The following is a 25,657-nucleotide window of genomic DNA, read 5'->3' as shown; positions in this document are numbered from 1 at the left end:
AGGAGGTACTCGGGGTGACTGTAGGAGCTGTGTAGGAGCTGTCGAGTGAAACGAGGCTGCGATCTTTTGACTTTGATCTTTTTAAAAGCAAGATCAAAAGATCGCAGCCTCGTTTCACTCGACAGCTCCTACATTGGATTGTGTTGGGTTTAAGGGGAAACGATCACCGGCGGCATGGTGTTCGGTGGGTCTTCCCGAGGGGGTGGAGTGGTGCCGGGCGGCTCTTGCTCGGGCACCGGTTCCGGCTCGGTTGGCGGAATGGTCGGGTGGTCGATGTTCGGATCGGGCGTCTCGGCCGGGATAGGAATACTCATCGTTGAAGCCTCCAGTGGCACATGGCGTAAGTCGTGCTTAAGTTTGTTGACCGTCGTGCGAGGGATTTGATTCCCCGGCAAATGGGCGTGAACTTTTCCCCGCGCTTGTCGCTCGGAACCTAAGTGAGTTCATTTCGGGACCGATGGTTCTGCGTGAACGACGACCAGACACAAGAGCGTCCATGGGGCGTTAAGGAGAGATGCTCGATGACTGCTGAAAAACCGACAGAGCTGAACTACAACCCTCATATGCCGCTGTCGCAGGCACTACTGCTGCCGCGCATCGCTATCGAAAACGTTATGCCGACCCTCGATGGCGGGCAGTTTGCTGCCAAAGCCGTGGTGGGTCAGGACGTGGTGGTGACCAGCAAAGTGTTCGCCGACGGTCACGACAAACTGGCCGTGCGCATCCGCTGGCGTGCCGACGGTGACGAGGCCTGGCACAGCGAGGCCATGACCGAACTCGGCAATAACGGCTGGCAGGGCCAGTTCCGTGTCGAGGATCAGGGCCGCTATGTTTTTTGTATCGAAGCCTGGATCGACCAGTACGCCAGCTTTCTGTATGAGATCGAGAAGAAACACATCGCCGGCGTACCCATCAGCCTGGAGTTGCAGGAAGGGCGCAACCAGGTGCAACAAGCGGCCGAACGTGCGGAAGGGCCACTGAGCGAAGCACTGGCGGCGCTGCACCATGAATTGTCTGGTCTGCTCGAAGCCGAGCAGGTCGCTCTGTTTCTGCACCAACGCAGTGCCGACCTGATGGTCCAGGCGAATAACCGCGCTTATCTGAGTCTCAGCCCTGAATTTCCGCTGGACGTCGAACGTGAGCTGGCGCAGTTCGCCAGTTGGTATGAGCTGTTTCCGCGCTCGATCACCGACGATCCGGCCCGTCACGGCACGTTCAACGACGTGCACTCGCGACTGGCGATGATCCAGGACATGGGTTTCGACGTGCTGTACTTCCCGCCGATCCACCCGATCGGTCGCAGCTACCGCAAAGGTCCGAACAATTCATTGACCGCTGGTCCTGACGATCCGGGCAGCCCGTATGCCATCGGCAGCGAGGAGGGCGGGCACGAGGCGATTCACTCTGAACTCGGCACCCGCGAAGACTTCCGCCGATTGGTGGCAGCCGCCGCCGATCACGGTTTGGAAATTGCCCTCGATTTCGCGATCCAGTGTTCCCAGGATCACCCGTGGCTCAAACAGCATCCGGGTTGGTTCAACTGGCGTCCGGACGGCACGATCAAATACGCCGAGAACCCGCCGAAAAAATACCAGGACATCGTCAACGTCGACTTCTATGCCAGCGATGCGATTCCGAGTCTGTGGGTTGAGCTACGCGACATCGTCGTCGGTTGGGTCGAAGAGGGCGTGAAGATCTTTCGCGTCGACAACCCCCACACCAAGCCGCTTCCGTTCTGGCAATGGCTGATCGCCGATGTGCGAGCGTTGTACCCCGAGGTGATGTTCCTCGCGGAAGCCTTTACCACCCCGGCAATGATGGCGCGGCTGGGCAAAGTCGGTTACTCCCAGAGCTACACCTACTTCACCTGGCGCAACACCAAAACCGAACTGGCGACGTACTTCACGGAGCTCAACGAGTCGCCGTGGCGTGAATGCTACCGGCCGAATTTCTTCGTCAACACGCCGGACATCAACCCGGCGTTTCTCCATGAATCGGGACGCGCCGGATTTCTGATCCGCGCGGCGTTGGCAACCATGGGTTCCGGCCTGTGGGGCATGTACTCGGGCTTCGAACTGTGTGAAGCCGCGCCGGTGCCGGGCAAGGAGGAATACCTCAATTCCGAGAAGTACGAGATCCGCCCGCGGGACTTCAACGCGCCGGGCAACATCATTGCCGAGATCGCCCAGCTCAACCGCATCCGCCGCCAGAACCCGGCGTTGCACACGCACTTGGGCTTGACGGTTTACAACGCCTGGAATGACAACATTCTGTATTTCGGCAAGCGCAGCGCGGATGGCAGCAACTTCATTCTGGTGGCCGTCAGCCTCGATCCGCATAACGTCCAGGAAGCGAACTTCGAATTGCCGCTGTGGGAAATGGGCTTGCCCGACGACGCCAGTACCCAGGGCGAAGACTTGATGAGCGGCCATCGCTGGACCTGGCACGGCAAGTACCAGTTCATGCGGATCGACCCGACGCATCAACCGTTCGGCATCTGGCGAATCAGCACTTCTTAAATGTGCCACGCATCCCCGCGACGGTGAATCACCTGTAGGAGCTGTCGAGTGAAACGAGGCTGCGATCTTTTGATCTTGATCTTAAAAAGCAACATCAAAAGATCGCAGCCTCGTTTCACTCGACAGCTCCTACAGAGGGCCGTGCCGATCAGGTAATGGTGTGGCTTTACCGAATTCAACAGGAGTTTCAAATGGCGAAGAAACCCAAGGCAGCCACCTTCATCAAGGACCCGCTCTGGTACAAGGATGCGGTGATCTACCAGGTTCACGTTAAGTCTTTTTTCGACTCCAACAACGACGGGATCGGTGACTTTCCCGGCCTTATCGCCAAACTCGATTACATTGCCGACCTCGGCGTCAACACCATCTGGCTCTTGCCGTTCTACCCATCGCCTCGGCGCGACGATGGCTACGACATTGCCGAGTACCGTGGTGTCCACCCCGACTACGGCACCATGGCCGACGCCAAGCGTTTCATCTCCGAGGCCCACAAACGCGGTCTGCGGGTGATTACCGAGCTGGTCATCAACCACACCTCCGACCAGCACGCCTGGTTCCAGCGTGCGCGAAAAGCCAAACCCGGTTCGGCGGCGCGGGACTTCTATGTCTGGTCCGATGACGACCACAAATACAACGGCACTCGCATCATCTTTCTCGACACCGAGAAGTCCAACTGGACCTGGGACCCGGTCGCCGGCCAGTACTTCTGGCACCGCTTCTATTCGCACCAGCCGGACCTGAACTTCGACAACCCGCAAGTCATGAAAGCGGTGCTGTCGGTGATGCGCTACTGGCTCGACATGGGCATCGACGGCCTGCGGCTGGACGCGATTCCGTACCTGATCGAACGCGACGGCACCAACAACGAAAACCTGCCCGAGACCCACGACGTTCTCAAGCAGATCCGTGCCGAGATCGACGCCAACTACCCGGACCGCATGCTGCTGGCCGAGGCCAATCAATGGCCGGAAGACACCCAGCTATATTTCGGTGACACCGACAAAAAAGGCCTCAACGGCGACGAATGCCACATGGCGTTCCACTTCCCGTTGATGCCGCGCATGTACATGGCGCTGGCCCAGGAAGATCGCTTCCCGATCACCGACATCCTGCGTCAGACCCCGGAGATCCCGGCCAACTGTCAGTGGGCGATTTTCCTGCGCAACCACGATGAGTTGACCCTGGAAATGGTCACCGACAAGGAACGCGATTACCTGTGGAATTACTACGCGGCTGACCGTCGGGCGCGGATCAACCTCGGTATCCGTCGCCGCCTCGCACCGCTGATGGAGCGGGATCGTCGTCGCGTGGAGCTGCTCAACAGCCTGCTGCTGTCGATGCCCGGTACGCCGACGATGTATTACGGCGATGAAATTGGTATGGGCGACAACATCTACCTCGGCGACCGTGACGGCGTGCGCACACCGATGCAGTGGTCGATTGACCGTAACGGCGGCTTCTCCCGCGCCGACCCGGCGAGCCTGGTGCTGCCGCCGATCATGGACCCGCAATACGGTTACCTGTCGGTCAACGTAGAAACCCAGGCCGGCGACCCGCATTCGCTGCTGAACTGGACCCGACGCATGCTCGCCGTGCGCAAGCAGTCCAAGGCCTTCGGGCGTGGCACGCTGAAAATGCTCTCGCCGAGCAATCGACGGATTCTGGCCTACACCCGTGAATTTACCGGTGCCGACGGCAAGCACGAAATCATCCTGTGCGTGGCCAACGTGTCCCGTAGCGCGCAAGCGGCGGAACTCGACCTGTCGGCCTACGTCGGCATGGTCCCGGTGGAGATGCTCGGCGGTAACGCCTTCCCGCCGATCGGCCAGTTGAATTTCCTCCTGACGCTGGCGCCTTACGGCTTTTATTGGTTCGGACTCGCTGCGGAGAATCAAATGCCTAGCTGGCACGTAGAACCGGCGCAAAGCCTGCCGGACTTCACCACCCTGGTGCTGAAAAAACGCATGGAAGAACTGCTCGAAGCGCCGTCTCGCGGCACGCTGGAGCAGGGCATCCTGCCGAACTGGCTGCAAAACCGCCGCTGGTTCGCCGGCAAGGACGCGGCCATCGAGAAGGTCAACCTCGCCTACGGCGTACGCTTCGGCGATGCGCAACATCCGGTGCTGTTGAGTGAAATCGAAGTCACCAGCGGCGGCCAGACCAGCCGTTACCAGCTGCCGTTCGGCTTCATGGCCGATGATCAGGTCGGGCCGGCGTTGCCGCAGCAACTGGCGCTGTCTCGGGTGCGACGTGGCCCTCAGGTGGGCTTGATCACCGATGCGTTCAGCCTGGAAAACTTCATCCGCGCAGTGCTGCTCGGCATGCAGGAAAACACTGTATTGCCTTCGGACGGCGGCGAGATTCGTTTCGAGCCGACTGCCGAGCTGGCCAAACTGGGCCTGACCGCCGAATCGGAAGTGCGCTACCTGTCCGCCGAGCAGTCCAACAGTTCGGTGGTGATCGGCAGCAGCCTGGTGCTGAAGCTGATCCGAAAGGTCGCCTCGGGCGTGCACCCGGAACTGGAAATGAGTGCGTACCTGACCAATGCCGGTTTCAGCAATATCTCCCCGCTATTGGGTTCTGTGGTTCGCCGCGACGCTCAGGGCGAAGACAATCTGCTGATGATCGCCCAAGGCTATTTGAGCAATCAGGGCGACGCTTGGGAATGGACCCAGAACAACCTCGAACGGGCCCTGCGCGATGAACTGGCCGACGCCATGTCCGAGCAGGAGCAGCATTACAACGCCCTGGGTGAATTGAAAGACTTCGCCGGCATGCTCGGCCAGCGGCTGGGCGAAATGCACCAGGTGCTGGCGGCCCCGACCGATGACCCGGACTTCGCCCCGAAGGTCACCACACAAAAAGAGGCCCTGGCCTCGGCCAAGGACGTCGCGGCGCAGCTGGAACACTCGCTGAAGTTGCTCAAACAACATCAAAGCGAACTGAACCCGGCGGACAAAGCGCTGGTCACTCGTTTACTGGACAACAAAAAAGCCATCCTCAGCCACGTCCAGGACCTGGGCAAAAAAGCCGTCGGTGGTTTGCGCATTCGCGTCCATGGCGACTTGCACCTGGGTCAGGTGCTGGTGATCAAGGGCGACGCCTACCTGATCGACTTCGAGGGTGAGCCGGCACGGCCGCTCAGCGAGCGACGCGGCAAGCACAGCCCGTATAAAGATGTGAGTGGCGTGTTGCGCTCCTTCGATTACGCCGCGGCGATGGCGATCAACGTGCAGAACGTCGACAACACCGCCGATGCCCACGCGGCACGGCAACGGGTAGCCGACCGTTATTTGAATGAAGCAAAACAGGCATTTGTCGACGCTTATCGGCTGGCGGCAGCTAGTCTTGCTCATGCGTGGCAAGATCCGGAAGGCGAGGACGCCGCGCTGGCGTTGTTCGGGCTGGAGAAGGCGGCGTATGAGGTGGCGTATGAGGCGGAAAATCGCCCCACGTGGCTGCCGGTGCCATTGCACGGTTTGTATGGATTATTGAGTGGGCTTAAACCCTTTTCCGATCTTGGTGGAGAGTAGTTATGAGTTTCTCGAACAAGGAACAGGGTCACGCTAAAGAGGCGCTACTGCCCAGATCGCGGGATATCGACGCGCTGGTTCGCGCCGAACATCACGACCCTTTTGCAATTCTCGGCCCCCACGGCGATGACGCCGGTGGGCAATTCATTCGGGCTTATCTGCCGGACGCGCTGAGCGTGCAAGTGCTGGCCAGGGACTCCGGGGAAGAACTCGGCAACCTCGAAGCCACCCAGACGCCAGGCCTGTTTGTCGGCCACTTCGACCGGGCGCAACCGTACTTGCTGCGAACCCGTTGGGCCGGCGGCGAACAGGTGTCCGAGGACCCTTACAGCTTCGGCCCGTTGCTCGGCGAGATGGACTTGTACCTGTTCGCCGAAGGCAATCACCGCGACCTCAGCGCCTGCCTCGGCGCGCAGCTGAAGAATGTCGACGGTGTCGATGGCGTGCGTTTCGCCGTGTGGGCGCCGAACGCCAAACGGGTGTCGGTGGTCGGCGACTTCAACAACTGGGACGGACGTCGTCACCCGATGCGCCTGCGCCATCCTACCGGGGTCTGGGAAGTGTTCATTCCGCGCCTGCAGGCGGGGGAAACCTACAAATACGAAATCCTCGGCGCCCACGGCATTCTGCCGCTCAAGGCTGATCCGATGGCCCTGGCCACCTCGCTGCCGCCAGATACCGCGTCTAAAGTCGCTGCACCGTTGAGCATCGATTGGCAGGATCAGGCGTGGATGCAATCCCGTGCCGACCGTCACCTGCCGAGTGCGCCGCTGTCGATCTACGAATTGCACGCCGGTTCATGGCAGTGCGAACTGGACGATCTGGGTGAAGTGGCACGCCAGTACACCTGGCACGAATTGGGCGAGCGGCTGATTCCTTATGTGAAGGAACTGGGCTTCACCCACATCGAATTAATGCCGATCATGGAACACCCGTTCGGCGGTTCCTGGGGTTATCAGCTGCTGTCGCAATTCGCCCCGAGCGCCCGCTACGGTTCGCCGGAAGACTTCGCGGCCTTCGTCAACGCCTGCCACCAGGCGGACATCGGCGTGATCCTCGACTGGGTGCCGGCGCATTTCCCGACCGATACCCACGGTCTGGCGCAATTCGATGGCACCGCGCTGTACGAATACGGCAATCCGCAAGAAGGCTTCCATCAGGACTGGGACACGCTGATCTACAACCTGGGCCGCACCGAAGTGCACGGTTACATGCTCGCTTCGGCACTGCACTGGCTCAAGCATTTCCACGTCGATGGCCTGCGGGTCGATGCCGTGGCGTCGATGCTCTATCGCGATTATTCGCGCAAGGCCGGGGAGTGGGTGCCGAACCGCCACGGCGGACGCGAAAACCTCGAAGCCATCGATTTCCTGCGCCACCTCAACGACGTGGTCAACCTGGAAGCGCCGGGTGCGCTGGTGATCGCCGAGGAATCCACCGCATGGCCGGGTGTCAGCCAAAGCACGCAACAGGGCGGGCTGGGCTTCGACTACAAATGGAACATGGGCTGGATGCACGATTCGCTGCATTACATCCAGCAGGACCCGGTGTACCGCGGTCATCACCATAACGAGCTGAGTTTCGGCCTGGTGTATGCCTGGTCCGAGCGCTTCATCCTGCCGATCTCCCACGATGAAGTGGTGCACGGCAAGCACTCGTTGATCGACAAGATGCCGGGTGACCGCTGGCAGAAATTTGCCAACCTGCGGGCCTATCTGAGTTTCATGTGGGCGCATCCTGGCAAGAAGTTGCTGTTCATGGGCTGCGAATTCGGCCAGTGGCGCGAATGGAACCACGACCAGCAACTGGACTGGTACCTGCTGCAATACTCGGAACACAAGGGTGTGCAGAAACTCGTCGGCGACCTCAATCGGCTGTACCGCGAAGAGCCGGCGATGCATGACCAGGACGACGCGCCGCAGGGCTTCCAGTGGTTGATCGGCGACGATGCGATCAACAGCGTTTATGCGTTCCTGCGCTGGAGCAAGGAAGGGCGGCCGGTGCTGGTGGTGGCGAACTTCACGCCGGTGCCGCGTCAGGCCTATCGCATCGGCGTACCGTTCGCCGGGCGCTGGGGCGAGGTGATCAACAGCGATGCGGCGATGTATGCCGGGTCCAACTATGGCAACAGCGGCGGAGCCTTTACCGAGGAAGAGCCGAGCCATGGGCAGGCGCTTTCGCTGGTGTTGAATCTGCCACCGCTGGCGGTGTTGATCCTCAGTCCTGAGGGTTGATCTAGAACCGCTTTCGCGGGCAAGCCTCGCTCCTACAGTACGGTGACAACCTGTAGGAGCGAGGCTTGCCCGCGAAAGCGTCGGGTCTGACAAAACATAGCTTGAAGCCTGCCACTCACCACCGCATCCGCACCCCAAGACTCCCGATCAACCCGTTCAAATCATTGTCATCCACATCACTGCTGTAATCGGCGCTGACGTAAAGACTTACTGCAGGCGTCACTCTCGCCACCAGCCCCAACCCCACTTCGACCGTCGATGAATTGCGACTGCTGCTGATCTTCTCGACCTGATCGAGGTTCACGGTATTGCCGGTGTACACGGTGTGCCACAAGTTGGTCCGCACATAGGGTTCGACGCCCAGTCCGTTGATGTCGTAACTCCCTTTCAACCGTGCACCGACCCGGCCGCTCCAGGACGTCAGGTCACTGGACGACGCATTGCCTGAGCCGGCATAAGGTGTATCCAGGGTAATGCGCTGATTGATCAACTGCGCTTGCGGTTCGACCACCCAGTTCTCGCTCACGCCAATCGGAAAACCGCCTTCTACCGACAACGTTACCGCGCTGCCTTCGGTCGCCATCCGTGCGCCCTGGTCGTTACGGCTGTAGCCGTTGACCCGGCCGCCACTGGCCGACAAATCCACGTGCCAGCCTTGTGGCCCGGTCAGGCTCCAGTAGGCGCCGAGGCTCTGGCCTTGCAGGTTGAGGGTGTCGTTCGCCGGGTCGGCGAGTGCGCGACTGGTCAACAGGCCGTTGCTGTTGCCTTGTATCTGAGTCGTCCCGCCGATCAGACCAACCCGCTGGGTATGGCCACTACCGCTCTGCAGGGTCAGGATCGCCGGGCCTTTGAAATCGGTGCTGCCAGGGATAGCGAAACCCTGGGTCATGACATCGGCTTGTGCTTGTCGCGACGCTTGCCCGTACAACTGATCCCAGGCTGAAGGCGCGGCATCTTCGATGGTCAGGCGTGAACTTCGTGTATCGGAGGCGGCGCTGAAATGGCCGGGGTAGGGCGCGGTGATGTTGATGGTGGGCAGGGTCATTGCCGGCACATCCTGGCGATACCAGGGGGCGGTTTCATCCCCTGCAGGCCCTGCTTGCACCTCCATGGACGAACACAGCAACAACGAACTTGAGACAGTGCAAAAAGTGACTTTGATCTCTTGTTGGGTGAATGAAGTTTTCATGGGGGTCTACCTTGCAATCGCATGCCGTATCTCGCTCTGGCGTCTCTCCTACCCCGAATGAGGGGCGACCGAATGGATTGAGGCAAGCCGCTGGCCGCCCGATTTCGCGGGTGTCCTGGAGGTTTGCCCCTGGTGGAATTTCCGGGGGTAGTAACGTGTAGCTAAGAAGACCCTTGACACGGCGTCAAGAAAATGGCCGATAAGTGGTATTGGTATTTTAGCGATCGCAAGTGACTGATTTTTGCCACGCATCTAAGTTCTTGTTTGTTCGAAAAATCGTCAAAAACCCCGCGTGCCAGAGCCTTTGGGTAGCGGGCTATCGGTCTGTCGGAGGGAGGCTTTCGGCAAGGTTGTGCAGCTGAGTCCATGTCTCGATTCTGTCAGTAATGGCTCGCTGAAATGAACGCCTGGTGACCGGCATCCTGGTACCGGTTTGTCTGTCTGGCGAACAGGGTAGGCTGCGACTAGGCTGAATAATCAGCCATGAGAACCGGGCGCCTTGCCCGGCGCGGGGCAGGAGCGAAATCAATGAAAACCCAACCCAGTGTTTTCTGCCTGATGTTCACCCTGGCCTTTGCCCCGGGGGTTCGCGCCGAAGAGGCACCCGCGACGGACGCTACCCCGACGATCAACCCGCAGGTGGTCGACAAGCTGATTGATATGGGCAACTACTTGCGCAGCCTGTCGAAGTTTCAGGTAGACGCTGAAGTGTCCCGCGATACCGTTCTGGAGACCGGGCAGAAGATCAAGTCCGAGGCTTCGACGACCCTGAAAGTACTGGGGCATGATCGGATGTATGCCAAGACAGAAGGCGATATTCGAACCCGGGAATTTTTCTACAACGGCAAGAAACTGACCCAGTACTCGCCGTACCTCAAGTACTACACCACGGTGGATGCGCCGCCCAAGGTGTCCGAAGCCCTGCACATGATCGAAGACCATTACGGTATTCAGATCCCTATGGAAGACCTGTTTCTGTTTGGCAGCGATCAGGCGCAGATCGATGCACTCAAGGCAGCCTTGTATGTCGGACCGTCGACGATCAAGGGCCAACTCTGTGATCACCTGGCCTTTCGCCAAGAGGGCGTTGACTGGCAATTGTGGATCACCCGGTCCGAGAAGCCGCTGCCGTGCAAACTGGTGATCACCACCACCGATGAGCAGAGCTTTCCGGAATACAGCGCGGTGTATCACTGGAACCTGAAGCCTGGCCTGCAGGAGTCGATGTTCACCTTCAAACCGGCCAAGGGCGATGTGGCGATTCCACTGAAGAAAGCCGCTGAGCAGGGAGGGAAATGACATGAACAGGACAATGTCGTGGAGCCTGTTGTTATCGCTCGCCGCCACCACGGTGCTGACCGTCGGCCTGATCGCCGAAGCCGATGCCCGGCCACGCGCGCAAGGGCAGGCAAGGGCGTCGGTCAACCGCCCGCCGGCACCCAATGCCCAGCGGGCGCAGCGGATGAATACCTCGCAACGGGCAACCCAGGTGAATGCAGGTAATCGGGTGAATTCAGGCAACCGGGTCAATGCCGGGAACAACGTCGGCAACCGTACCAACATCAACAACAGCACCCGTAACGTCAACATCAACAACAATCGCGATGTCGACATTGATGTCGACGGTCGTGGCCGCTATGGCTACGACAATCACTACCACCCGATCGCCACGGCGGCGGCCGTGACAGCCACGGTCGCGGTGACGGCGGCGGTGGTCGGCTCGATCCTGACGCCGGCACAAATGCCCACCAGTTGCGTGCAGGTCATGCAATACAACACGGTTTACATGCAGTGTGGTTCGACCTGGTATCAACCGCAGTATCAGGGCAGCAATGTGACCTATGTGGTGGTCAACGCGCCGTGATGCGCTGACCGTTCAGAGGTGCACTTCAACTGCCAACGGCAGGTGATCCGACAGGTGTGTCCAGGGTTTATTGCCGAGAATGCGCGGGTTGTGGCTGCTGGCGTTGCGCAGGTAGATCCGGTCCAGGCGCAGCAGCGGAAAGCGCGCCGGGTAGGTTTTCGCGGGTCGGCCATTGTGACGCTCGAACGCTTCGTGCAGGTAATCGCGACGGGCGAGGGCGGCGTTGCCTTGCAGCTTCCAATCGTTGAAGTCACCGGCAATGATCACCGGCGCATCGTCGGGCAAGGATTCGAGCAGCAGGCATAGCAGCTGGAGCTGCAACTGGCGATGACTTTCCAGCAGGCTCAAATGCACGCAGATCGCGTGGACTTCAGCGTGCCCCGGTACGTCGAGGATGCAGTGCAGCAAGCCGCGCCGTTCGGGGCCGGTGATCGAGACGTCAAGGTTGCGGTGTTCGCGAATCGGGTACTTCGACAGCAGCGCGTTGCCGTGATGACCGTTGGGGTAAACGGCGTTGCGGCCGTAGGCAAAATCGCTCCACATGCTGTCGGCCAGGAACTCGTATTGCGAGGTCTGCGGCCAGTCGTTGTAACGGGAAGAATGCCGGTCATGTTCACCGACCACTTCCTGCAGGAATACCAGGTCGGCCGACGTACTGCGCACCGCTTCGCGCAGCTCCGGCAGGATGAAACGCCGGTTGAGGGCGGTAAACCCCTTGTGCGTGTTGACCGTCAGCACCCTCAAGCGATGAATCGCCGGGGGCGAGTCCAAGGGCACTGATTCGACGGCTCGCTGCTCGGAATCACTGGTCACGTTCACTCCTCTGAATCTGGGCTGCTTATGCATGCGACTGATGCAGCGGCGGGCAGTTCAGTTTGAGCGGCACCCATTCCATGTGGGAGCGGGCTTGCTCGCGAAAGCGGTGGGTCATCAACATTGATGTCGCCTGACACTCCCTCTTCGCGAGCAAGCCCGCTCCCACAGGGGATTTGCGTTGGAGGGGGAGTTGGGTCAGACGAAGACGACTTCATAGGGCAAGCGCATGCGCTCCAGAATGACCCGGGGCAGCAACGGCGCGATGCCGATGGCCGGTTCGCCGTCGAGCTGACTCGCGTAGGCGTGGGTGGCGTGGCTTTTGCGCGCGACGGTCCAGGTGTCGAGGCGGATTTTTCGTGCACGATGCCAGGGAAACAGTCCTTGATCCCGGGTCGGCCAGTGCCAGGCCCAGACCGGTAATTCGTTGATCGTCGCGCCGACCATGTTCGCCGCATTGGCGCTGGCGCGGCCGACGGCGTCATGGTCCGAGGTGCCGTCTTCGCGCCAGGTGCTGAACACCACGTCGCCGGGGCGCAAATAACGGGCGATGAATTGGGTCAGTTGGGTTTCACGCTCGGCCAGGGCGTTGTCGGTGAAGCCGCCGCGAATCCACTTCAGGCTGTGCATCGGCAATCCTAGCCGACGCAAGGCTTCGACGCTTTCCTGGCCGCGAAACACACTCAGGCGTTTCTCTGACCATTGTTGCGAGCCCGGATGGCTGGCGCTGCCATCGGTGATCGAGATCAATTGCAGGGGGTGACCGAGGGAGCAAAGGAGCTGAAGCAAGCCGCCGCACATGACCACTTCATCGCCGGGATGCGGCGCGATCACCACAGCGCGGGCGCCAGCGGGGACCAGGGTCTCGGTGTTGATGACGGGGATATTGTCCAGTTGCAGGGCGCTGTTCCAGATCTGTCCCGGCAAGCTGCTTTCGATGATGGAAACGGGTTTCATCGGGCTACGTCCTTGTTCTGTTTGATAGCAAAGTGCAGCGCTCCATACCCTGGATTGCCGCGAGCAGAGTATTGCTCAAGTCAGGCTGTTCGTCGCGTAGCGGTGTGATCTGATCCGGTTTTTTTTAACCAGCCTGTGCCAGACCTCGCAAATAATCGCCAAAACCACCGCGTGCCCGACTGTCCAGGCGGGCGCTGGTGAGTACTTGCGGACGATGGCTCCAGGCAATGTTGGCGCCGCAGCGTTCGAGTTGTCGCACCAGTTGCACATCTTCATCGCAGGCCAGCGGTTCGAAGCCGCCAGCGCGCCGGTAGGCGTCGGCGCTGATGCCCAGATTGGCCCCGTGAATGTGCCGATGGCCGTCGCGGGCCTGGTAATGCTGGTGATAGCGAATCTGTGCCGATTCATCGATCGACTCGTGCCATTCGTCCACCGTGACCGTGCCGCACACCGCATCGACGTCGAGGGCCAGTTGCGCCACCAGCCAATCCTGCGCGACCCGGCTGTCGGCGTCGGAACAGGAAATCCAGCGCGCCCCGCGATCCAGCAGAAACCGCGCCCCGGCGGCGCGGGCCTGACCGACGTTTCGCGCCTCGATCACCAGGCTGTGCACCGGATAAGCACCAACGATCTCCAGAGAGCGGTCGGTGCAACTGTCGAGCACCACCAGCACCTCGACGGTTTCACCGCCCAGAAGTTCGTGTTCGGCGGCGAGCAGGGCCGCTTCAAGACAGTCTTCGAGCAAGTCTTCTTCGTTATGCGCAGGGATCAGAATGCCAATCATCGCAAGCCCTCCAGAGCCGCCACGGAGCGGGGTTCACGACTCCAGAGTTCCAGCAGGAAATCCGCTTCCTGATGCAGGACCAGGCGCGGCAACCGCAAATGTTCGTGCAGCAAGTCATGCACCTGCCGGGCATTCAGCGGGCAGCCGTCGATGGGCGGGCGCCAGTGGCAGGCCAGGAGTTGGCCGTCGGCGGTCAGCGACTGGCCAGCCTGTTCGATCAGGCGTTTCAGGTCTTCTGCGTCCAGGTAATAGCCGATCTCGCTGAGTACGATCAGGTCGAATTTTTCGTCGGTCCAGTCAGCAGGCAAGCGAAGGTGACGGACCTCGGCGTGGTCGAACGGGCCCAGTCGGGTGCGGGCCAACGAAACGGCCGCGACGGCGGTGTCGCAACACAGCAGGCGATCACAACGGCTGGCCAGCTCAAAGCTCAGCTCGCCGTTGGCACAGCCGGGTTCAAAGATCGCCCGGTAGTGTGGACGGGGCAGTGCGGCGAGGGTGATTGCGCGTTTGCGCTGTTCATACCAGCGCTGGCGAAAGGACCAGGGATCATCGTTGCCGGCAAACATACCGTCGAAGTAGCGATCCTCCACGCTCATAAAAACACCACCTCGAACGGTTGCAGCAGTCGCTCCAGCACATAGGGCGCCAGCACCGGCGGCAAGCCGATTTGCGGGTCACCTTCCAACTGACTGGCAAAGGCGTGGATCGCGTGGCGTTTGCGCGCGACCAGGTGCGGGGCCAGGAGGATTTTCCGCGCCCGGTGCCACGGCACGAAGCTGTCTTCCGGCGCGGCCCAGTGCCAGGTCCACACGGGCAGCTCATGCACGGTCGCACCGGCACGTTTCGCTGCGGCAGCACTGGCCCGGCCCACGGCTTCGTGATCGCAATGGCCGTCTTCGCGCCACGTGGTGAACACCACATCGTTGGGGCGCAAATGACGTTCGATGAATTCGCTCAATTCTGTTTCGCGATCAGCGACCTGGCTGTCCTTGAAACCGCCGCGCAGCCATTTCAGGCTGTGCAGTGGCAACCCGAGACGGCGCAAGGCTTCGACCGATTCCTGAGGCCGGACCGCGCTCAAGCGCTCCACCGGCCAGCGTTCGGAGCCTGGATGGCTGGCGCTGCCATCGGTCACAGAGATCAGCTGCAAGGGGCGGCCGGCGGCGGCAAGGAGTTGCAGGAAACCGCCACAGCCCAGTACTTCGTCATCCGGATGCGGCGCGATGATTACCGCTCGTGCGCCTTCCGGCACCAGATTCAGGATGTCGATGACCGGCAACTGCGCGAGGTGACTGGAGGTCTGCCACACATGCAACGGCGTTCCTTGACCGACAATAGGGTTGGTTTTCATAACGTCCATGTTCCGCTGATGACCGTCTGGCCGAGGACGGCGAGGTCCCGTTCGGCGTGGCTTTGGCGCAGGAACACCGGCAGGTCGGCGATCAAGCGGGCGAACTGACGATCCTGGCAATAAGGACCCGCACCGAGGGCGTGGCCGACGTGCAGCATGACTTGTTCGGCAGCGTGTTCCACCACCGCCCGGGCGCGCCGGGCCAGCAGTTCGGCGTCGTCCAGCGGCGCAGCGTCGATCATTAATGCGCTGACCCGCAACACCTCGGCAGCGGCATGCAGCGCACTGTCGACGGCGCCCAGGTGGGCGAGGGCGTGGGGTTCTTCCCGTTGAGCGCAATGGCTGCGCAGGCGTTCGGCGATGCTCTGTGCCGCGCCGTACCAGCAGGCTGCAATGCCGATGCCGCCTTGCCAGAAACCGGGCCGGTCCAGGTAATCGCCGCGGTAGCCGATGGCTTGTGCTTCGGCGCCTTCGAACAGCACCTCGACGCTGCCGGTGGCGCCCATGCCGACCGCTTGCCAGCCCTGATCGGTCACGGTCACGCCGGGTTGATCCAGCGCCACCGCGACCAATTGCTGGCAGTCCTGATGATCCCAGGCCGTGAGCAACGCATGACTGACCACCGCCGCGCCCGAGCACCAGGCTTTGCGCCCGTTCAGCACAACCATATGGCCTTGCGGACGGACGCGCACCCGCGCCTGGGGCGGTTCGGCGGCCCACATGCCCCACGTGCTGCCCGGTGTGGGCGAGCCACCCAATTGCTGGATGATCGCCAGCGCATCGGTATGGCCCTCGTACAACTTGCACAACCCAAGGTCATGCGCACCGACCTCGGCCAGGCGCTGGAACCGCTCCAGCGTCTGGCCGCTGCCTGGCAGCGGAAGCTGATCGAGACCAGCCTCCACCAGCGCCCGCAGGCATAGGCCTAGTGCCTGAGTATCGGCGTAGTCCGGTGACTGGCGATCAAGAAATGCTTGAAGGTCCATTTCACTCTTCTTCCTCATGCTGCAATTCGAACAGCAGCAGCGAACGACCGGTGACGGAATATTCAACACCGAACTCGAAGCGTTCCTGCCCGCGAATCGACGGTTGATTGGTGTCGATCATGCACGTCCAGTGACCGCCGTCCGGCACTTCCGGCAAGGTGAAGTTGACGATGTCGTGGTGCGCGTTGACCACCAGCAACAAGGTCGCGTCACCGCCCTTGCGGCGGATACCGGTTTCCTGGGCACGGCCATCCATCAGCATGCCGAGGCAGCGGCCGTGGGCTTCTTCCCATTGTTCGATGGACATTTCATTGCCATCCGGGGCGAGCCAGGTCACGTCCTTGACGCCGATGTCCTCGTTGTAATTGCCCACCAGGAAGCGCCCGCGACGCAGGATCGGATAAGCCAGGCGCAACTTGATCAGGCGTTTGACGAACTTGAGCAGGGCCTTGCCGTCTTCGCTCAGGTCCCAATTGACCCAGCCAATCTCACTGTCCTGGCAGTAGGCGTTGTTGTTGCCATTTTGTGTCCGGGCGAATTCGTCGCCGGCCACCAGCATCGGCGTGCCCTGGGACAGCAGCAGCGTGGCGAAGAAGTTGCGCATTTGCCGCAGGCGCAGTTCGTTGATTTCCGGGTCGTCGGTCGGGCCTTCGACGCCGTGGTTCCAGGACAGGTTGTTGTTGCTGCCGTCCTGATTGTTCTCGTCGTTGGCTTCGTTGTGCTTATCGTTGTACGACACCAGGTCATTGAGGGTGAAACCGTCATGCGCGGTGATGAAGTTCAACGAGGCGTAGGGGCGACGGCCGCGCTGGTTGAACATTTCGCCGGACGCGGTCATGCGGCTGGCGAAGTCCGCGAGTTGGCCGTCGTCGCCTTTCCAGAACGCGCGCACGGTGTCGCGGAATTTGTCGTTCCACTCGACCCAGCCCGGCGGGAAACCACCGACCTGATAACCACCAGGGCCGCAATCCCACGGCTCGGCGATCATTTTCACCTGACGCAGCACCGGATCCTGGCGACAGGCGACGAGGAAGCTGTGACGTTCGTCGAAGCCCTCGTGGTAGCGGCCGAGAATGGTTGCCAGGTCGAAGCGGAAACCGTCCACGTGCATTTCCGTGGCCCAGTAACGCAGGGAGTCGGTGACCATTTGCAGCACGCACGGGTGACTGAGGTCGAGGGTGTTGCCGGTGCCTGAATCGTTGATGTAGTAGCGCTTGTCATCGGGCATCAAGCGGTAGTACGAGGCGTTGTCGATGCCGCGCATGGACAGGGTCGGGCCTTGTTCGTTGCCCTCGGCGGTGTGGTTGTAGACCACGTCGAGGATTACTTCCAGATTGGCTTCGTGCAGGTGCGCGACCATCTCCTTGAACTCGGCGATCTTGCCGCTGGCCAGGTAACGCGGGTCCGGGGCAAAGAAGGCGATGCTGTTGTAGCCCCAGTAATTGGTCATGCCCTTGTGCAACAAATGCTGGTCGTTGACGAAGGCGTGGATCGGCAGCAACTCCACCGACGACACCCCGAGCTTGCGAATGTGTTCCAGCACGTCATCGACCATCAACCCGGCGCAGGTGCCACGCACGTTCTCGGGGACGGAGGGGTGACGCATGCTGATGCCGCGCAGGTGGGTTTCATAAATGATCGTTTTGTCCCACGGGATGCTGACCCGTTGATCGTTGCCCCAGGTGTGAGCGGGGTCGATTACCTTGCACTTGGGCACGAAGGGCGCGCTGTCGCGCTCATCGAAACTCAGGTCAGCGTCCGGGTGGCCGATGGTGTAGCCGAACAGCGCTTCGGACCATTTCAGCTCGCCGACCAATTGCTTGGCGTAGGGGTCGATCAGCAGTTTGTTGTGGTTGAAGCGGTGGCCGTTGGCCGGGTCGTACGCACCGTAGACACGGTAGCCGTAAATCAGCCCCGGATGGGCGTCGGGCAAGTAGCCGTGGTAGATCTCGTCGGTGTATTCCGGTAGCTCGATCCGCTCCAGTTCCACTTCGCCGGCATCGTCGAAGATGCACAGTTCGACCTTGGTGGCATTGGCGGAAAACAAGGCAAAGTTGACCCCCAGACCATCCCAGGTCGCACCCAGCGGGAAGGGCAAGCCTTCACGGATTCGCGACGCCTCGGCGTGAGGTTCTGGCGCGGCATTCTTTGGACTGGTCATACATGCTCCTGCAAATAGGGGTGATGCAAACGATGTAATGTCGGCCGGCTCTTTGTAGGAGCTGTGTAGGAGCTGTCGAGTGAAACGAGGCTGCGATCTTTTGATCTTGATCTTCAAAAAAGCAAAGTCAAAAGATCGCAGCCTCGTTTCACTCGACAGCTCCTACACAGCTCCTACAGGGGAGCGGCGGTGTTCCGGTTTTTCGTGGGCGAACGCGCCCACAGTGGCCAGCGCGCTGGCCACGAGGTCAATCAGTACAGGTTCGGGAAGCGTCAGACAGCAGGCGGTTTGCGCGCTGCTTTTGGCTTCTTCTCTGCAGCTTTTTCGCCGGGCGGAATCACCTTCGACGCCGCTGCAGGCTTGGCCTTGGCTTTTGGCTCCGGGACCTTGCCATTGGCGGCTTTGGACACAGCAGGTTTGGCAGCGGTTTTACTGCCGGCCGCCTTCGGCGATTTTTTAGGGGCAAGGGCTTCGGCTTCAGCCAGTTTGCGAGCCATCTCCCAGTGCCGGGCTTCCTGGCCCTCGGGCTTTCCTTCCGATTCCCAGATTTGATAGGCAAATTCGCGGACGCGTTTATCGTCGGTACTCATCGCAATACTCCTGAACTGAACTCAAGCTTGGGTAAGAGTTTGAATAAAGAGATTGACCGGGAAATCCCCCAGCGCGGCGCTGATGTTCAGCTCCCTGTGGTGTGTGACTGCTGTGCTCGAAAAAAGTCCCTTCAGATTTTCCTCAGAGGCGGTGAGCGGTAATTTGACCCGCGTATCGCCCCAGCGCAGCGCATCCACCCGGGGTTCAGCACTGTTTTCCAGCAATGCGGCGCAACGTATCGGTACGATCACGATGGCCCGTTTTCCTTCATGTTCGCGAGCAAACGCCAGCACCCGGTGAGCCTGGCTACCGACGACGTCGAGGGCTTGATACGTCCCTCGTCGAAACAGCTCGGCATGCTCGGCCCGCAGGTTCAACACCTGCTTGATCAGGGTTTGCTTGATGCGCCCGTCACGCCAGTTGGCCAACAGGTCGGGCAGGTTCAACGGCACCTGCATCGCCTGTTGGCGGTTGGCGTAATCCACTGGCCGACGGTTGTCCGGATCGACCAGCGAGAAATCCCAGTATTCGTTGCCCTGGTACAGGTCCGGGATCCCCGGCACCGTCATTCGCAGCAAGGTTTGCGCCAAACCGTTGAGCGCGCCGGGCGCGGTAATCGTTTGAACCGCTTTGCCGAGGGCCGCGCGTAGCAGCTCACCCTCAGCACTCAGCAGCAGACGTTCGATGAAGACCTGCATGGCCTTTTCATAAGGCTCGTTCGCCGCGCTCCAACTGCTTTGCAGCTTGGCTTCACGCAAGGCCTTTTGCTGCCATTGCCACAGCCGCTTGGCGTAGTCCTCAAGCGCAGGCTGATCGTCACTGCGCAGGTCCAGCGGCCAGCTGCCGAGGATCGCTTGATAGAGGATCAGCTCATCGCCCGCCGAGGGCATCAGGTCATCGTCACGCAGGGGCCGGGCGAGTGTTCGCCAGAGCGGCACCTGCTCGGCGTACCAGGCGCTGCGTTCGCTCAACACTGCCAAGCGCGCGCGGGTGTCTTCGCCGCGTTTGTGGTCGTGGGTGGCGGTGGCCAGCAGGTTGTCCGGAAACTGTTCCAGGCGATTGAGGCAGACGGCATGGAAATCGGCGACCGGCGCACTGAATTGCTCGGTGCTGAAGCCCACGTCATTGCGCGACAGCAACACCGCCGAGCGATAGAACGCAGTGTCTTCCACTGCCTTGGCGGCGGCCGGGGACGTCAGTTGCTGGAACCGTACGCAGGCATGTTTGAGGATCTTGCGCGGGCGACCCACCGGGCGTTTGCGCCACGGCTCACCGCCCAGCCAACAGGCCAGGCAATCGAGCACCGGCCAATCGGCCTCGCTGAGGGTTTGCCGTGCACCGTCCATGGCTTGCTGGAAAAACACATCGTCTTCGGCAGAGCGGCCACGCGGACTGATGTAAGTGCGGTACACCGGGAAGTGCACGATCAGTTCCTGCAACGCCCGACGGATCGCGCCAAGGGTCAGGTCGCGGGTCATCACGTCGTCCCGGGCCACTTGCAGCAGCGCCTGGGCGACACTCTCGAAGTCACCGGCCAAAGAACCGTTGAGGATTTGCTGGCGCGCCAGTTGCGCTTCCTGGCGGAAGTCGGCGGGCCGTTCGCTGTAGCGATTCCACAGATTGCCCAGGTTTTCTGCACCTTGGGGATCATGCTGCAGCAACGACAACTGGTTCATGAATTCATAACCGGTGGTGCCGTCCACCGACCAGTCGCGGTGCAGGGTTTCGCCTTCGCCGAGGATCTTCTCGACGTAGATCGGCAAGTGCCGGTCGGGCGACAGCGTATCGACCCGACGCCGCAGTTTGCGGCAGTAACCGCGCGGATCGGCGAGACCGTCGATGTGGTCGATGCGCAGACCGTCGACCAGGCCTTCAGCCACCAGCTCGAAGATTTTCGCGTGGGTCGCTTCGAACACGGCGGGGCGTTCGACGCGCAAACCGCCCAGCTCGTTGATATCGAAAAAACGCCGCCAGTTGATGTCATCCGCCGCCGTGCGCCAACTGGCTAGGCGATAACTCTGGCGTTCGAGCAGGTGGTGCAGGCGCTGGAAACCCTCGGGCGTCAGCGAGTCGTAGGCTGTGAGATTCTGCTGGATGCACTTTAGGAGCGCAGGGTCACTGGCCAGTTCACGCAGCTCTGCCTTCAGCGGTTGCGCCAGGCTGTGCGCATCGGTCTGGTAGCTCAAGGCAGCGAAGCGGTCGGCGAGAAACTTGAGGGGTTCGTCGTCGGTTCGCAGCAGCTCACCGTAGCTCGACGGGCAGATCGGGAAATGATGCTCGTAGTGCTCGACATAAAACGCGCCGCGTTGGGCATCGAAACGCAAGGGCAGGGTGCCGTCCTGCAAGGCGACGCCGTAATCGCTGCCGAGGAAAGGCAACAGCAACTGGCCCTCCATCAGCGGATCGGGCGAGTGCCATTGAATATCGAAGAACTCGCCGTAAGGGCTCAGGCGCCCCCATTCCAGCAGGTCCAGCCACCACGGGTTATCACTGCCACCGACCGCCATGTGGTTGGAGACGATGTCGAGGATCAGCCCCATCTTGTGTTCGCGCAGGGTGCTGACCAATCGGCGCAAGGCGGCTTCGCCACCCAGTTCGGGGTTGACCGTGGTCGGGTCCACCACGTCGTAGCCGTGCATGGAGCCGGCGCGGGCGGCGAGCAGTGGCGAGGCGTAAACGTGGCTGATGCCCAGGCTGGCAAAGTACGGCACCAGCGGCACCGCTTGATCCAGCGTGAAACCTTTATGGAATTGCAGGCGCAGGGTCGCGCGCAGCGGTTGGATTAACGGATGAGTCATTGGTCACGCTCGCCAGCCTGAAGTCGCGCACAGGCGAGCAATTCCAGGCGCCGGGCGGCGTCCGGCACATCGAGCAGCACTTCGCTGCTACCGGGCAAGCGCCGCGACCAGTTGGGGTGCGTGTCGATGGTGCCCGGCAGGTTGGCCTGCTGTTCAATGCCCAGGGCATCTTCCAGCGGCAGCAACACTAACGGTGCCTTGGTATGACCGAGAAAACGCACCGCGGCATCCAGCACCTGGTCGGTTTCGTGGGACTCTTCGCGAAAGTTCTGCGGGTCCTCGCTCAGCACGCGGCGCAGACCTTCACGCTCGCGCTCACGGTGGTGGCGCCATTCGATTTCACCCGTGGCGTCGACCAGGCCCAGTCGGGCATTCCAGTCGATATCGCGGCCATGCCACCAGCCATTGAGTGTGGGCAGGTCATGGGTGCTGGTGGTCGCGAGGGCGTTGTCCGGCCAGTCGAGAATCGATTTGAAGTGCGCGTTGTCCTGTTCAAACAACAACACCCGCATGCCGAGAATCGAACGGGCGATGAGCTTCTCCCGCAGGCCATCCGCTACCGTCCCGAGGTCTTCGCCCAGGACGATCGCCTGATGACGATGGGATTCAAGGCTGAGCAAACGTAGCAAGTCGTCTACCGGGTAATACAGGTAGGCGCCGTCGGCCGGTGGTGAACCGTTGGGAATCACCCACAGGCGTTGCAGGCCCATGACGTGGTCAATGCGCAAGCCGCCGGCGTGGGCGAAGTTGGCCCGAAGCATTTCGATGAACGCACGAAAGCCGTTACGCACCAGGCCTTCCGGAGAAAACGCGGAAATACCCCAGCCCTGGCCAGTGCGGTTGAGAATGTCTGGCGGCGCGCCCACCGTCAGTGAGGCGAGCAATTCGTCCTGGCGACTCCAGGCCTGACTGCCACCGCCATCGGCACCCACGGCCAGGTCAGCGATCAGCCCGATGCTCATCCCCGAGCTGCGGGCAGCGGCTTGCGCGCGCTCCAGGCAGCGGGTGATCAACCATTGGCTGAAGGCGAAGAAGCCAATGCGACCGGCGTTCTCTTCGGCAAATTCGGCGAGGGCGGCGCTGCGCGGGTCGCGCCATTGTTCCGGCCACTCGCGCCAGTCGAGGGTTTCACCCTTGGCGGCGCGGGCTTCTTGAATGGCCTCGAAGCGGCAATGGTTTTCCAGGGCTTCGCCGGCGGCATGGCGGAAGCTGCTGAAGTCGGCATGCAACGGGTGTTCGCCCTGGACGAAACCTTCGTACAAGGCTTGCAGCAAACGATGTTTGGCTTCGGCGGCGACGGGCCAGTCAATCAGCGGCTGTTCTTCCAGATGTTGCAGCTCGGCGGCCAGGCCGGTGGCATCAATCGCAGCACGCCACGCGCGTTCGCCGAGGATTGCACCCGGTGCGGCATAGAGGCTGTTGAGGAACAAACGGCTGGACGGTGAATACGGGCTATAGCGCTGGGTGTCGCTGCCGAACATCGCATGCAGCGGACTGATCGCCAGCGCCTCGGCGCCGCGTTCGCCGGCCACTCGGGCGAGATCCTCCAGCGCCTGGGTATCGCCGAATCCGCAGTCGCCAGGGCGACGCAGCGAATACAACTGCACGCTCAGGCCCCAGGTACGCGGAATCGGACTGTCCACGGCATCGCCGACGCTGTAGCAACGTGTCGGTGCCACGGCCAGGGTAAAGGATTGTCCGTCGATGCTGACGTGCTGATACCCGACCGGAACCAGGCCCGGCAGCTTCGCCTCGGCATCCAGTTTCAGGTTGAGTCGTGAGCCATCTTCAAGGTGGATCTCGCACGGTGTTTCCGGCTCGAAGAAGTGCGCCAGGTCGAGGCTGACGCCGACGTCGGCGGTGATCAGCGGCGGCAGATGCCGGGTCTGTTGCACCTCCTGCAATTGCAGCAGGCTGGCGTCGATTTCCTGTGCGGTGCTGGCAGGGTGGCCGAGCCCGATCAGGACATTACGCAATACCGATGGGGCGACTTTCTGCGGGCGGCCGTTGGCGTCGATCCAGTCGACTGCCAAGCCGGCTCGGCTGGCCAGTATTTCCAGTTGCGCATCACTCATTGGCGCTCTCCATCCGGGGGTAGCAAGGGGGCTGCGGCCGTGAGGCTGACTAGCGCGCTATACGGGGCAAGGGTGCCCTGTTCCAACAGGCCGGCTGACTGAGGCGGTGTTTCGAACAACAACCTGGCGTCGGCCTGTGGGGAGTGGACCACTGGCTTGTCGCTGAGGTTCAGGTCAATGCGCAGCTGTCGACCATTACCCAGCAGCCAGCGCGCCGTCACGGCACCTTCGGCGAGCACCTCGGCCCCCAGTGCCTGAGCCCCTGGCAGATGCGGGATGATGTGGTCATGACGAATCCGCAACAGCTGGTGATACAGGCCCTGCATGGCCGATTGCCGGGTGGCGGTCAGTTTCGGCCGCGACGCCTCAAAGGTCTGCTGCGCGTTGGGGTCGGGGATCTGCTCGCGTTTATGCGGATCAGCAAAGGCGCTAAACGCTGCAAATTCATTCCGTCGGCCTTCGCGGACCAGCTCCGCCAGTTCACCGTGGTGGCTGGTAAAGAACAGGAACGGCTCCTCGGCCGCGAACTCATCGCCCATGAACATCAGCGGAATCATCGGTGACAACAGCAGCAGGGCTGTCGCTGCTTTCAAGGCGTCGAGGTGCGCCAGCTGATGCAGGCGCTCGCCGAAGGCACGGTTGCCGATCTGGTCATGGTTCTGCAAAAACAGCACAAACGCGCTGGGCGGCAAGTGACCGCTGGGCTCGCCCCGGGTTGTGCCGTGGCGGGTCACGTGGCCCTGAAACACGAAGCCCTGGCTCAGGCAGCGCGCCAGTTGTTCCGTGGGGTTGTCGGCATAGTCGGCGTAATAGGCGTCGGTTTCACCGGTCAGCAGAACGTGCAACGCGTTGTGGCCGTCATCGTTCCACTGCGCATCGAAGCCTTCTTCCAACAGGCTGGCCTGGTTGTGTTCGTTTTCGACCGTCAGCCAGACATGCCGCGCCGGATCGGTCTGTTGCCGAACCCGTTGCGCCAGTTCCTGGAGAAAGTCCGGGCTCTCAATGGCGTGCACGGCATCCAGACGCAAGCCGTCGAAGCGGTATTCCAGCAACCACATCAGCGCGTTGTCGATGAAGAAGTCCCGCACCTCGCGCCGGCGGAAGTCGATGGCTGCGCCCCAAGGCGTGTGCTTGTCTTCGCGAAAGAAGCCCTTGGCGTAGTGATGCAGGTAATTGCCGTCCGGGCCGAAGTGGTTGTAGACCACGTCGAGAATCACCGCCAGGCCATGGCCGTGGGCGGTGTCGATCAGGTGTTTGAGTTGTTCGGGAGTCCCGTAGGACGCTTGGGGCGCGTAGGGCAGAACCCCGTCGTAGCCCCAATTGCGATCGCCGGGGAACTGCGCCAGCGGCATCAGTTCGATGGCGGTGATGCCCAGATCGACCAGCCGCGCCAGGTGCTGCTCGACCTCACTGAAGCCGCCGAGCGCACCGACGTGCAATTCGTAGATCACGGCCTCGTTCCAGGGGCGGCCGGTCCAGGCACTGTTTTGCCATTGATAGGCGAGGGGATCGACCACCACGCTGTGGTCGCCGATATCGCCGGCCTGCGCTCGGGAGGCCGGGTCCGGCACCTCCAGTTCGCCATCAATGTTGTAGCGGTAACGCGTACCCGCCGGGCAGCGGGTCTTGATCACGAACCAGCCATCAGCCTGAGGCAACAGCGGCAAGGATTGTCCATCTTCCAGTTCGACACTGACGTAAAACGCATCTGGCGCCCACAAGGCAAAACGCGTGTGTTCTGCGTCCAGCATGATTGCGCCGTGGGGCCAGGTCTCAAGGGTCCGTAACGGCATCGGTGAAAA

18 protein-coding genes are annotated in these 25,657 nt (G+C 61.3%); 5 read left to right on the top strand and 13 right to left on the bottom strand.

What is annotated here, in order from left to right; all coding sequences use genetic code 11:
- Positions 1–149: 149 nt before the first annotated feature.
- Entirely contained in the window at positions 150–314 is a 165-nt protein-coding gene (locus ACA049_RS16170) for a hypothetical protein (RefSeq protein ID WP_497328320.1), read from the bottom strand.
- Positions 315–521: 207 nt separating this feature from the next.
- On the opposite strand from ACA049_RS16170, the gene ACA049_RS16165 reads away from it, so the two are divergent.
- From ACA049_RS16165 to glgB, 3 genes are all read left to right on the top strand, one after another.
- Positions 522–2,519, top strand: coding sequence for an alpha-1,4-glucan--maltose-1-phosphate maltosyltransferase (locus ACA049_RS16165; RefSeq protein ID WP_497328319.1), 1,998 nt, complete (start codon positions 522–524; stop codon positions 2,517–2,519).
- A 191-nt stretch (positions 2,520–2,710) separates the two neighbouring features.
- Positions 2,711–6,052: a maltose alpha-D-glucosyltransferase gene (gene treS, locus ACA049_RS16160; protein ID WP_497328318.1), complete on the top strand. Its 3,342-nt coding sequence runs from the start codon at positions 2,711–2,713 to the stop codon at positions 6,050–6,052.
- A gap of 2 nt (positions 6,053–6,054) precedes the next feature.
- Complete coding sequence (gene glgB, locus ACA049_RS16155; RefSeq protein ID WP_497328317.1) at positions 6,055–8,286, top strand: 1,4-alpha-glucan branching protein GlgB; 2,232 nt, start codon at positions 6,055–6,057, stop codon at positions 8,284–8,286.
- Between the two features lie 115 nt (positions 8,287–8,401).
- On the opposite strand, the gene ACA049_RS16150 is transcribed toward glgB, so the two are convergent.
- Positions 8,402–9,475, bottom strand: a complete 1,074-nt coding sequence (locus tag ACA049_RS16150) for an autotransporter domain-containing protein (RefSeq protein ID WP_497328316.1) — start codon at positions 9,473–9,475, stop codon at positions 8,402–8,404.
- A 528-nt stretch (positions 9,476–10,003) separates the two neighbouring features.
- Here ACA049_RS16150 and ACA049_RS16145 point away from each other — a divergent pair.
- Positions 10,004–10,774: a DUF2092 domain-containing protein gene (locus tag ACA049_RS16145; RefSeq protein WP_497328315.1), complete on the top strand. Its 771-nt coding sequence runs from the start codon at positions 10,004–10,006 to the stop codon at positions 10,772–10,774.
- Position 10,775: 1 nt separating this feature from the next.
- Entirely contained in the window at positions 10,776–11,339 is a 564-nt protein-coding gene (locus ACA049_RS16140; RefSeq protein ID WP_497328314.1) for a hypothetical protein, read from the top strand.
- A 12-nt stretch (positions 11,340–11,351) separates the two neighbouring features.
- Here the strand turns inward: ACA049_RS16140 and ACA049_RS16135 are convergent, their stop codons facing one another.
- The 11 genes from ACA049_RS16135 to treZ all read right to left on the bottom strand — a co-directional run bounded on the left by ACA049_RS16135 (position 11,352) and on the right by treZ (position 25,648).
- Positions 11,352–12,152 (bottom strand): endonuclease/exonuclease/phosphatase family protein, encoded by an 801-nt coding sequence (locus ACA049_RS16135; protein WP_497328313.1) that lies wholly within the window; start codon positions 12,150–12,152, stop codon positions 11,352–11,354.
- A 198-nt stretch (positions 12,153–12,350) separates the two neighbouring features.
- Entirely contained in the window at positions 12,351–13,109 is a 759-nt protein-coding gene (locus ACA049_RS16130) for a PIG-L deacetylase family protein (protein WP_497328312.1), read from the bottom strand.
- A 124-nt stretch (positions 13,110–13,233) separates the two neighbouring features.
- Complete coding sequence (locus ACA049_RS16125; protein WP_497328311.1) at positions 13,234–13,893, bottom strand: glycosyltransferase family 2 protein; 660 nt, start codon at positions 13,891–13,893, stop codon at positions 13,234–13,236.
- Complete coding sequence (locus ACA049_RS16120; protein ID WP_497328310.1) at positions 13,890–14,489, bottom strand: SAM-dependent methyltransferase; 600 nt, start codon at positions 14,487–14,489, stop codon at positions 13,890–13,892. The genes ACA049_RS16125 and ACA049_RS16120 overlap by 4 nt, the downstream gene beginning before the upstream one ends.
- Complete coding sequence (locus ACA049_RS16115) at positions 14,486–15,244, bottom strand: PIG-L deacetylase family protein (protein WP_497328309.1); 759 nt, start codon at positions 15,242–15,244, stop codon at positions 14,486–14,488. Before ACA049_RS16115 ends, ACA049_RS16120 begins: the two co-directional genes overlap by 4 nt.
- Positions 15,241–16,230: an acyl-CoA dehydrogenase family protein gene (locus ACA049_RS16110; protein ID WP_497328308.1), complete on the bottom strand. Its 990-nt coding sequence runs from the start codon at positions 16,228–16,230 to the stop codon at positions 15,241–15,243. Before ACA049_RS16110 ends, ACA049_RS16115 begins: the two co-directional genes overlap by 4 nt.
- A 1-nt stretch (position 16,231) precedes the next feature.
- Entirely contained in the window at positions 16,232–18,391 is a 2,160-nt protein-coding gene (gene glgX, locus ACA049_RS16105) for a glycogen debranching protein GlgX (protein ID WP_497328307.1), read from the bottom strand.
- A 272-nt stretch (positions 18,392–18,663) separates the two neighbouring features.
- Positions 18,664–18,981, bottom strand: coding sequence for a DUF2934 domain-containing protein (locus ACA049_RS16100; RefSeq protein WP_497328306.1), 318 nt, complete (start codon positions 18,979–18,981; stop codon positions 18,664–18,666).
- Between the two features lie 21 nt (positions 18,982–19,002).
- A complete protein-coding gene (locus ACA049_RS16095; RefSeq protein WP_497328305.1) occupies positions 19,003–21,780 on the bottom strand; it encodes a malto-oligosyltrehalose synthase in 2,778 nt (925 codons plus the stop codon).
- Entirely contained in the window at positions 21,777–23,855 is a 2,079-nt protein-coding gene (gene malQ, locus ACA049_RS16090) for a 4-alpha-glucanotransferase (RefSeq protein WP_497328304.1), read from the bottom strand. Before malQ ends, ACA049_RS16095 begins: the two co-directional genes overlap by 4 nt.
- Positions 23,852–25,648, bottom strand: a complete 1,797-nt coding sequence (gene treZ / locus ACA049_RS16085) for a malto-oligosyltrehalose trehalohydrolase (RefSeq protein WP_497328303.1) — start codon at positions 25,646–25,648, stop codon at positions 23,852–23,854. The genes malQ and treZ overlap by 4 nt, the downstream gene beginning before the upstream one ends.
- Between the last annotated feature and the right edge of the window lie 9 nt (positions 25,649–25,657).

The sequence above is a fragment of the Pseudomonas sp. LBUM1662 genome, assembly GCF_059695915.1.
Note: the sequence above shows the minus strand (reverse complement) of the source record. Positions and strands in the feature narration are given on the sequence as shown.

What these genes read in the sequence shown, in the direction of transcription:
- ACA049_RS16150 (WP_497328316.1), bottom strand. Translation starts at nt 9,475, where the DNA reads ATGAAAACTTCATTCACCCAACAAGAGATCAAAGTCACTTTTTGCACT.
- ACA049_RS16120 (WP_497328310.1), bottom strand. Translation starts at nt 14,489, where the DNA reads ATGAGCGTGGAGGATCGCTACTTCGACGGTATGTTTGCCGGCAACGAT.
- glgX (WP_497328307.1), bottom strand. Translation starts at nt 18,391, where the DNA reads ATGACCAGTCCAAAGAATGCCGCGCCAGAACCTCACGCCGAGGCGTCG.
- treZ (WP_497328303.1), bottom strand. Translation starts at nt 25,648, where the DNA reads ATGCCGTTACGGACCCTTGAGACCTGGCCCCACGGCGCAATCATGCTG.
- malQ (WP_497328304.1), bottom strand. Translation starts at nt 23,855, where the DNA reads ATGAGTGATGCGCAACTGGAAATACTGGCCAGCCGAGCCGGCTTGGCA.
- ACA049_RS16110 (WP_497328308.1), bottom strand. Translation starts at nt 16,230, where the DNA reads ATGGACCTTCAAGCATTTCTTGATCGCCAGTCACCGGACTACGCCGAT.
- ACA049_RS16165 (WP_497328319.1), top strand. Translation starts at nt 522, where the DNA reads ATGACTGCTGAAAAACCGACAGAGCTGAACTACAACCCTCATATGCCG.
- ACA049_RS16140 (WP_497328314.1), top strand. Translation starts at nt 10,776, where the DNA reads ATGAACAGGACAATGTCGTGGAGCCTGTTGTTATCGCTCGCCGCCACC.
- ACA049_RS16145 (WP_497328315.1), top strand. Translation starts at nt 10,004, where the DNA reads ATGAAAACCCAACCCAGTGTTTTCTGCCTGATGTTCACCCTGGCCTTT.
- ACA049_RS16095 (WP_497328305.1), bottom strand. Translation starts at nt 21,780, where the DNA reads ATGACTCATCCGTTAATCCAACCGCTGCGCGCGACCCTGCGCCTGCAA.
- treS (WP_497328318.1), top strand. Translation starts at nt 2,711, where the DNA reads ATGGCGAAGAAACCCAAGGCAGCCACCTTCATCAAGGACCCGCTCTGG.
- ACA049_RS16125 (WP_497328311.1), bottom strand. Translation starts at nt 13,893, where the DNA reads ATGATTGGCATTCTGATCCCTGCGCATAACGAAGAAGACTTGCTCGAA.
- ACA049_RS16170 (WP_497328320.1), bottom strand. Translation starts at nt 314, where the DNA reads ATGAGTATTCCTATCCCGGCCGAGACGCCCGATCCGAACATCGACCAC.
- ACA049_RS16130 (WP_497328312.1), bottom strand. Translation starts at nt 13,109, where the DNA reads ATGAAACCCGTTTCCATCATCGAAAGCAGCTTGCCGGGACAGATCTGG.
- ACA049_RS16100 (WP_497328306.1), bottom strand. Translation starts at nt 18,981, where the DNA reads ATGAGTACCGACGATAAACGCGTCCGCGAATTTGCCTATCAAATCTGG.
- ACA049_RS16115 (WP_497328309.1), bottom strand. Translation starts at nt 15,244, where the DNA reads ATGAAAACCAACCCTATTGTCGGTCAAGGAACGCCGTTGCATGTGTGG.
- glgB (WP_497328317.1), top strand. Translation starts at nt 6,055, where the DNA reads ATGAGTTTCTCGAACAAGGAACAGGGTCACGCTAAAGAGGCGCTACTG.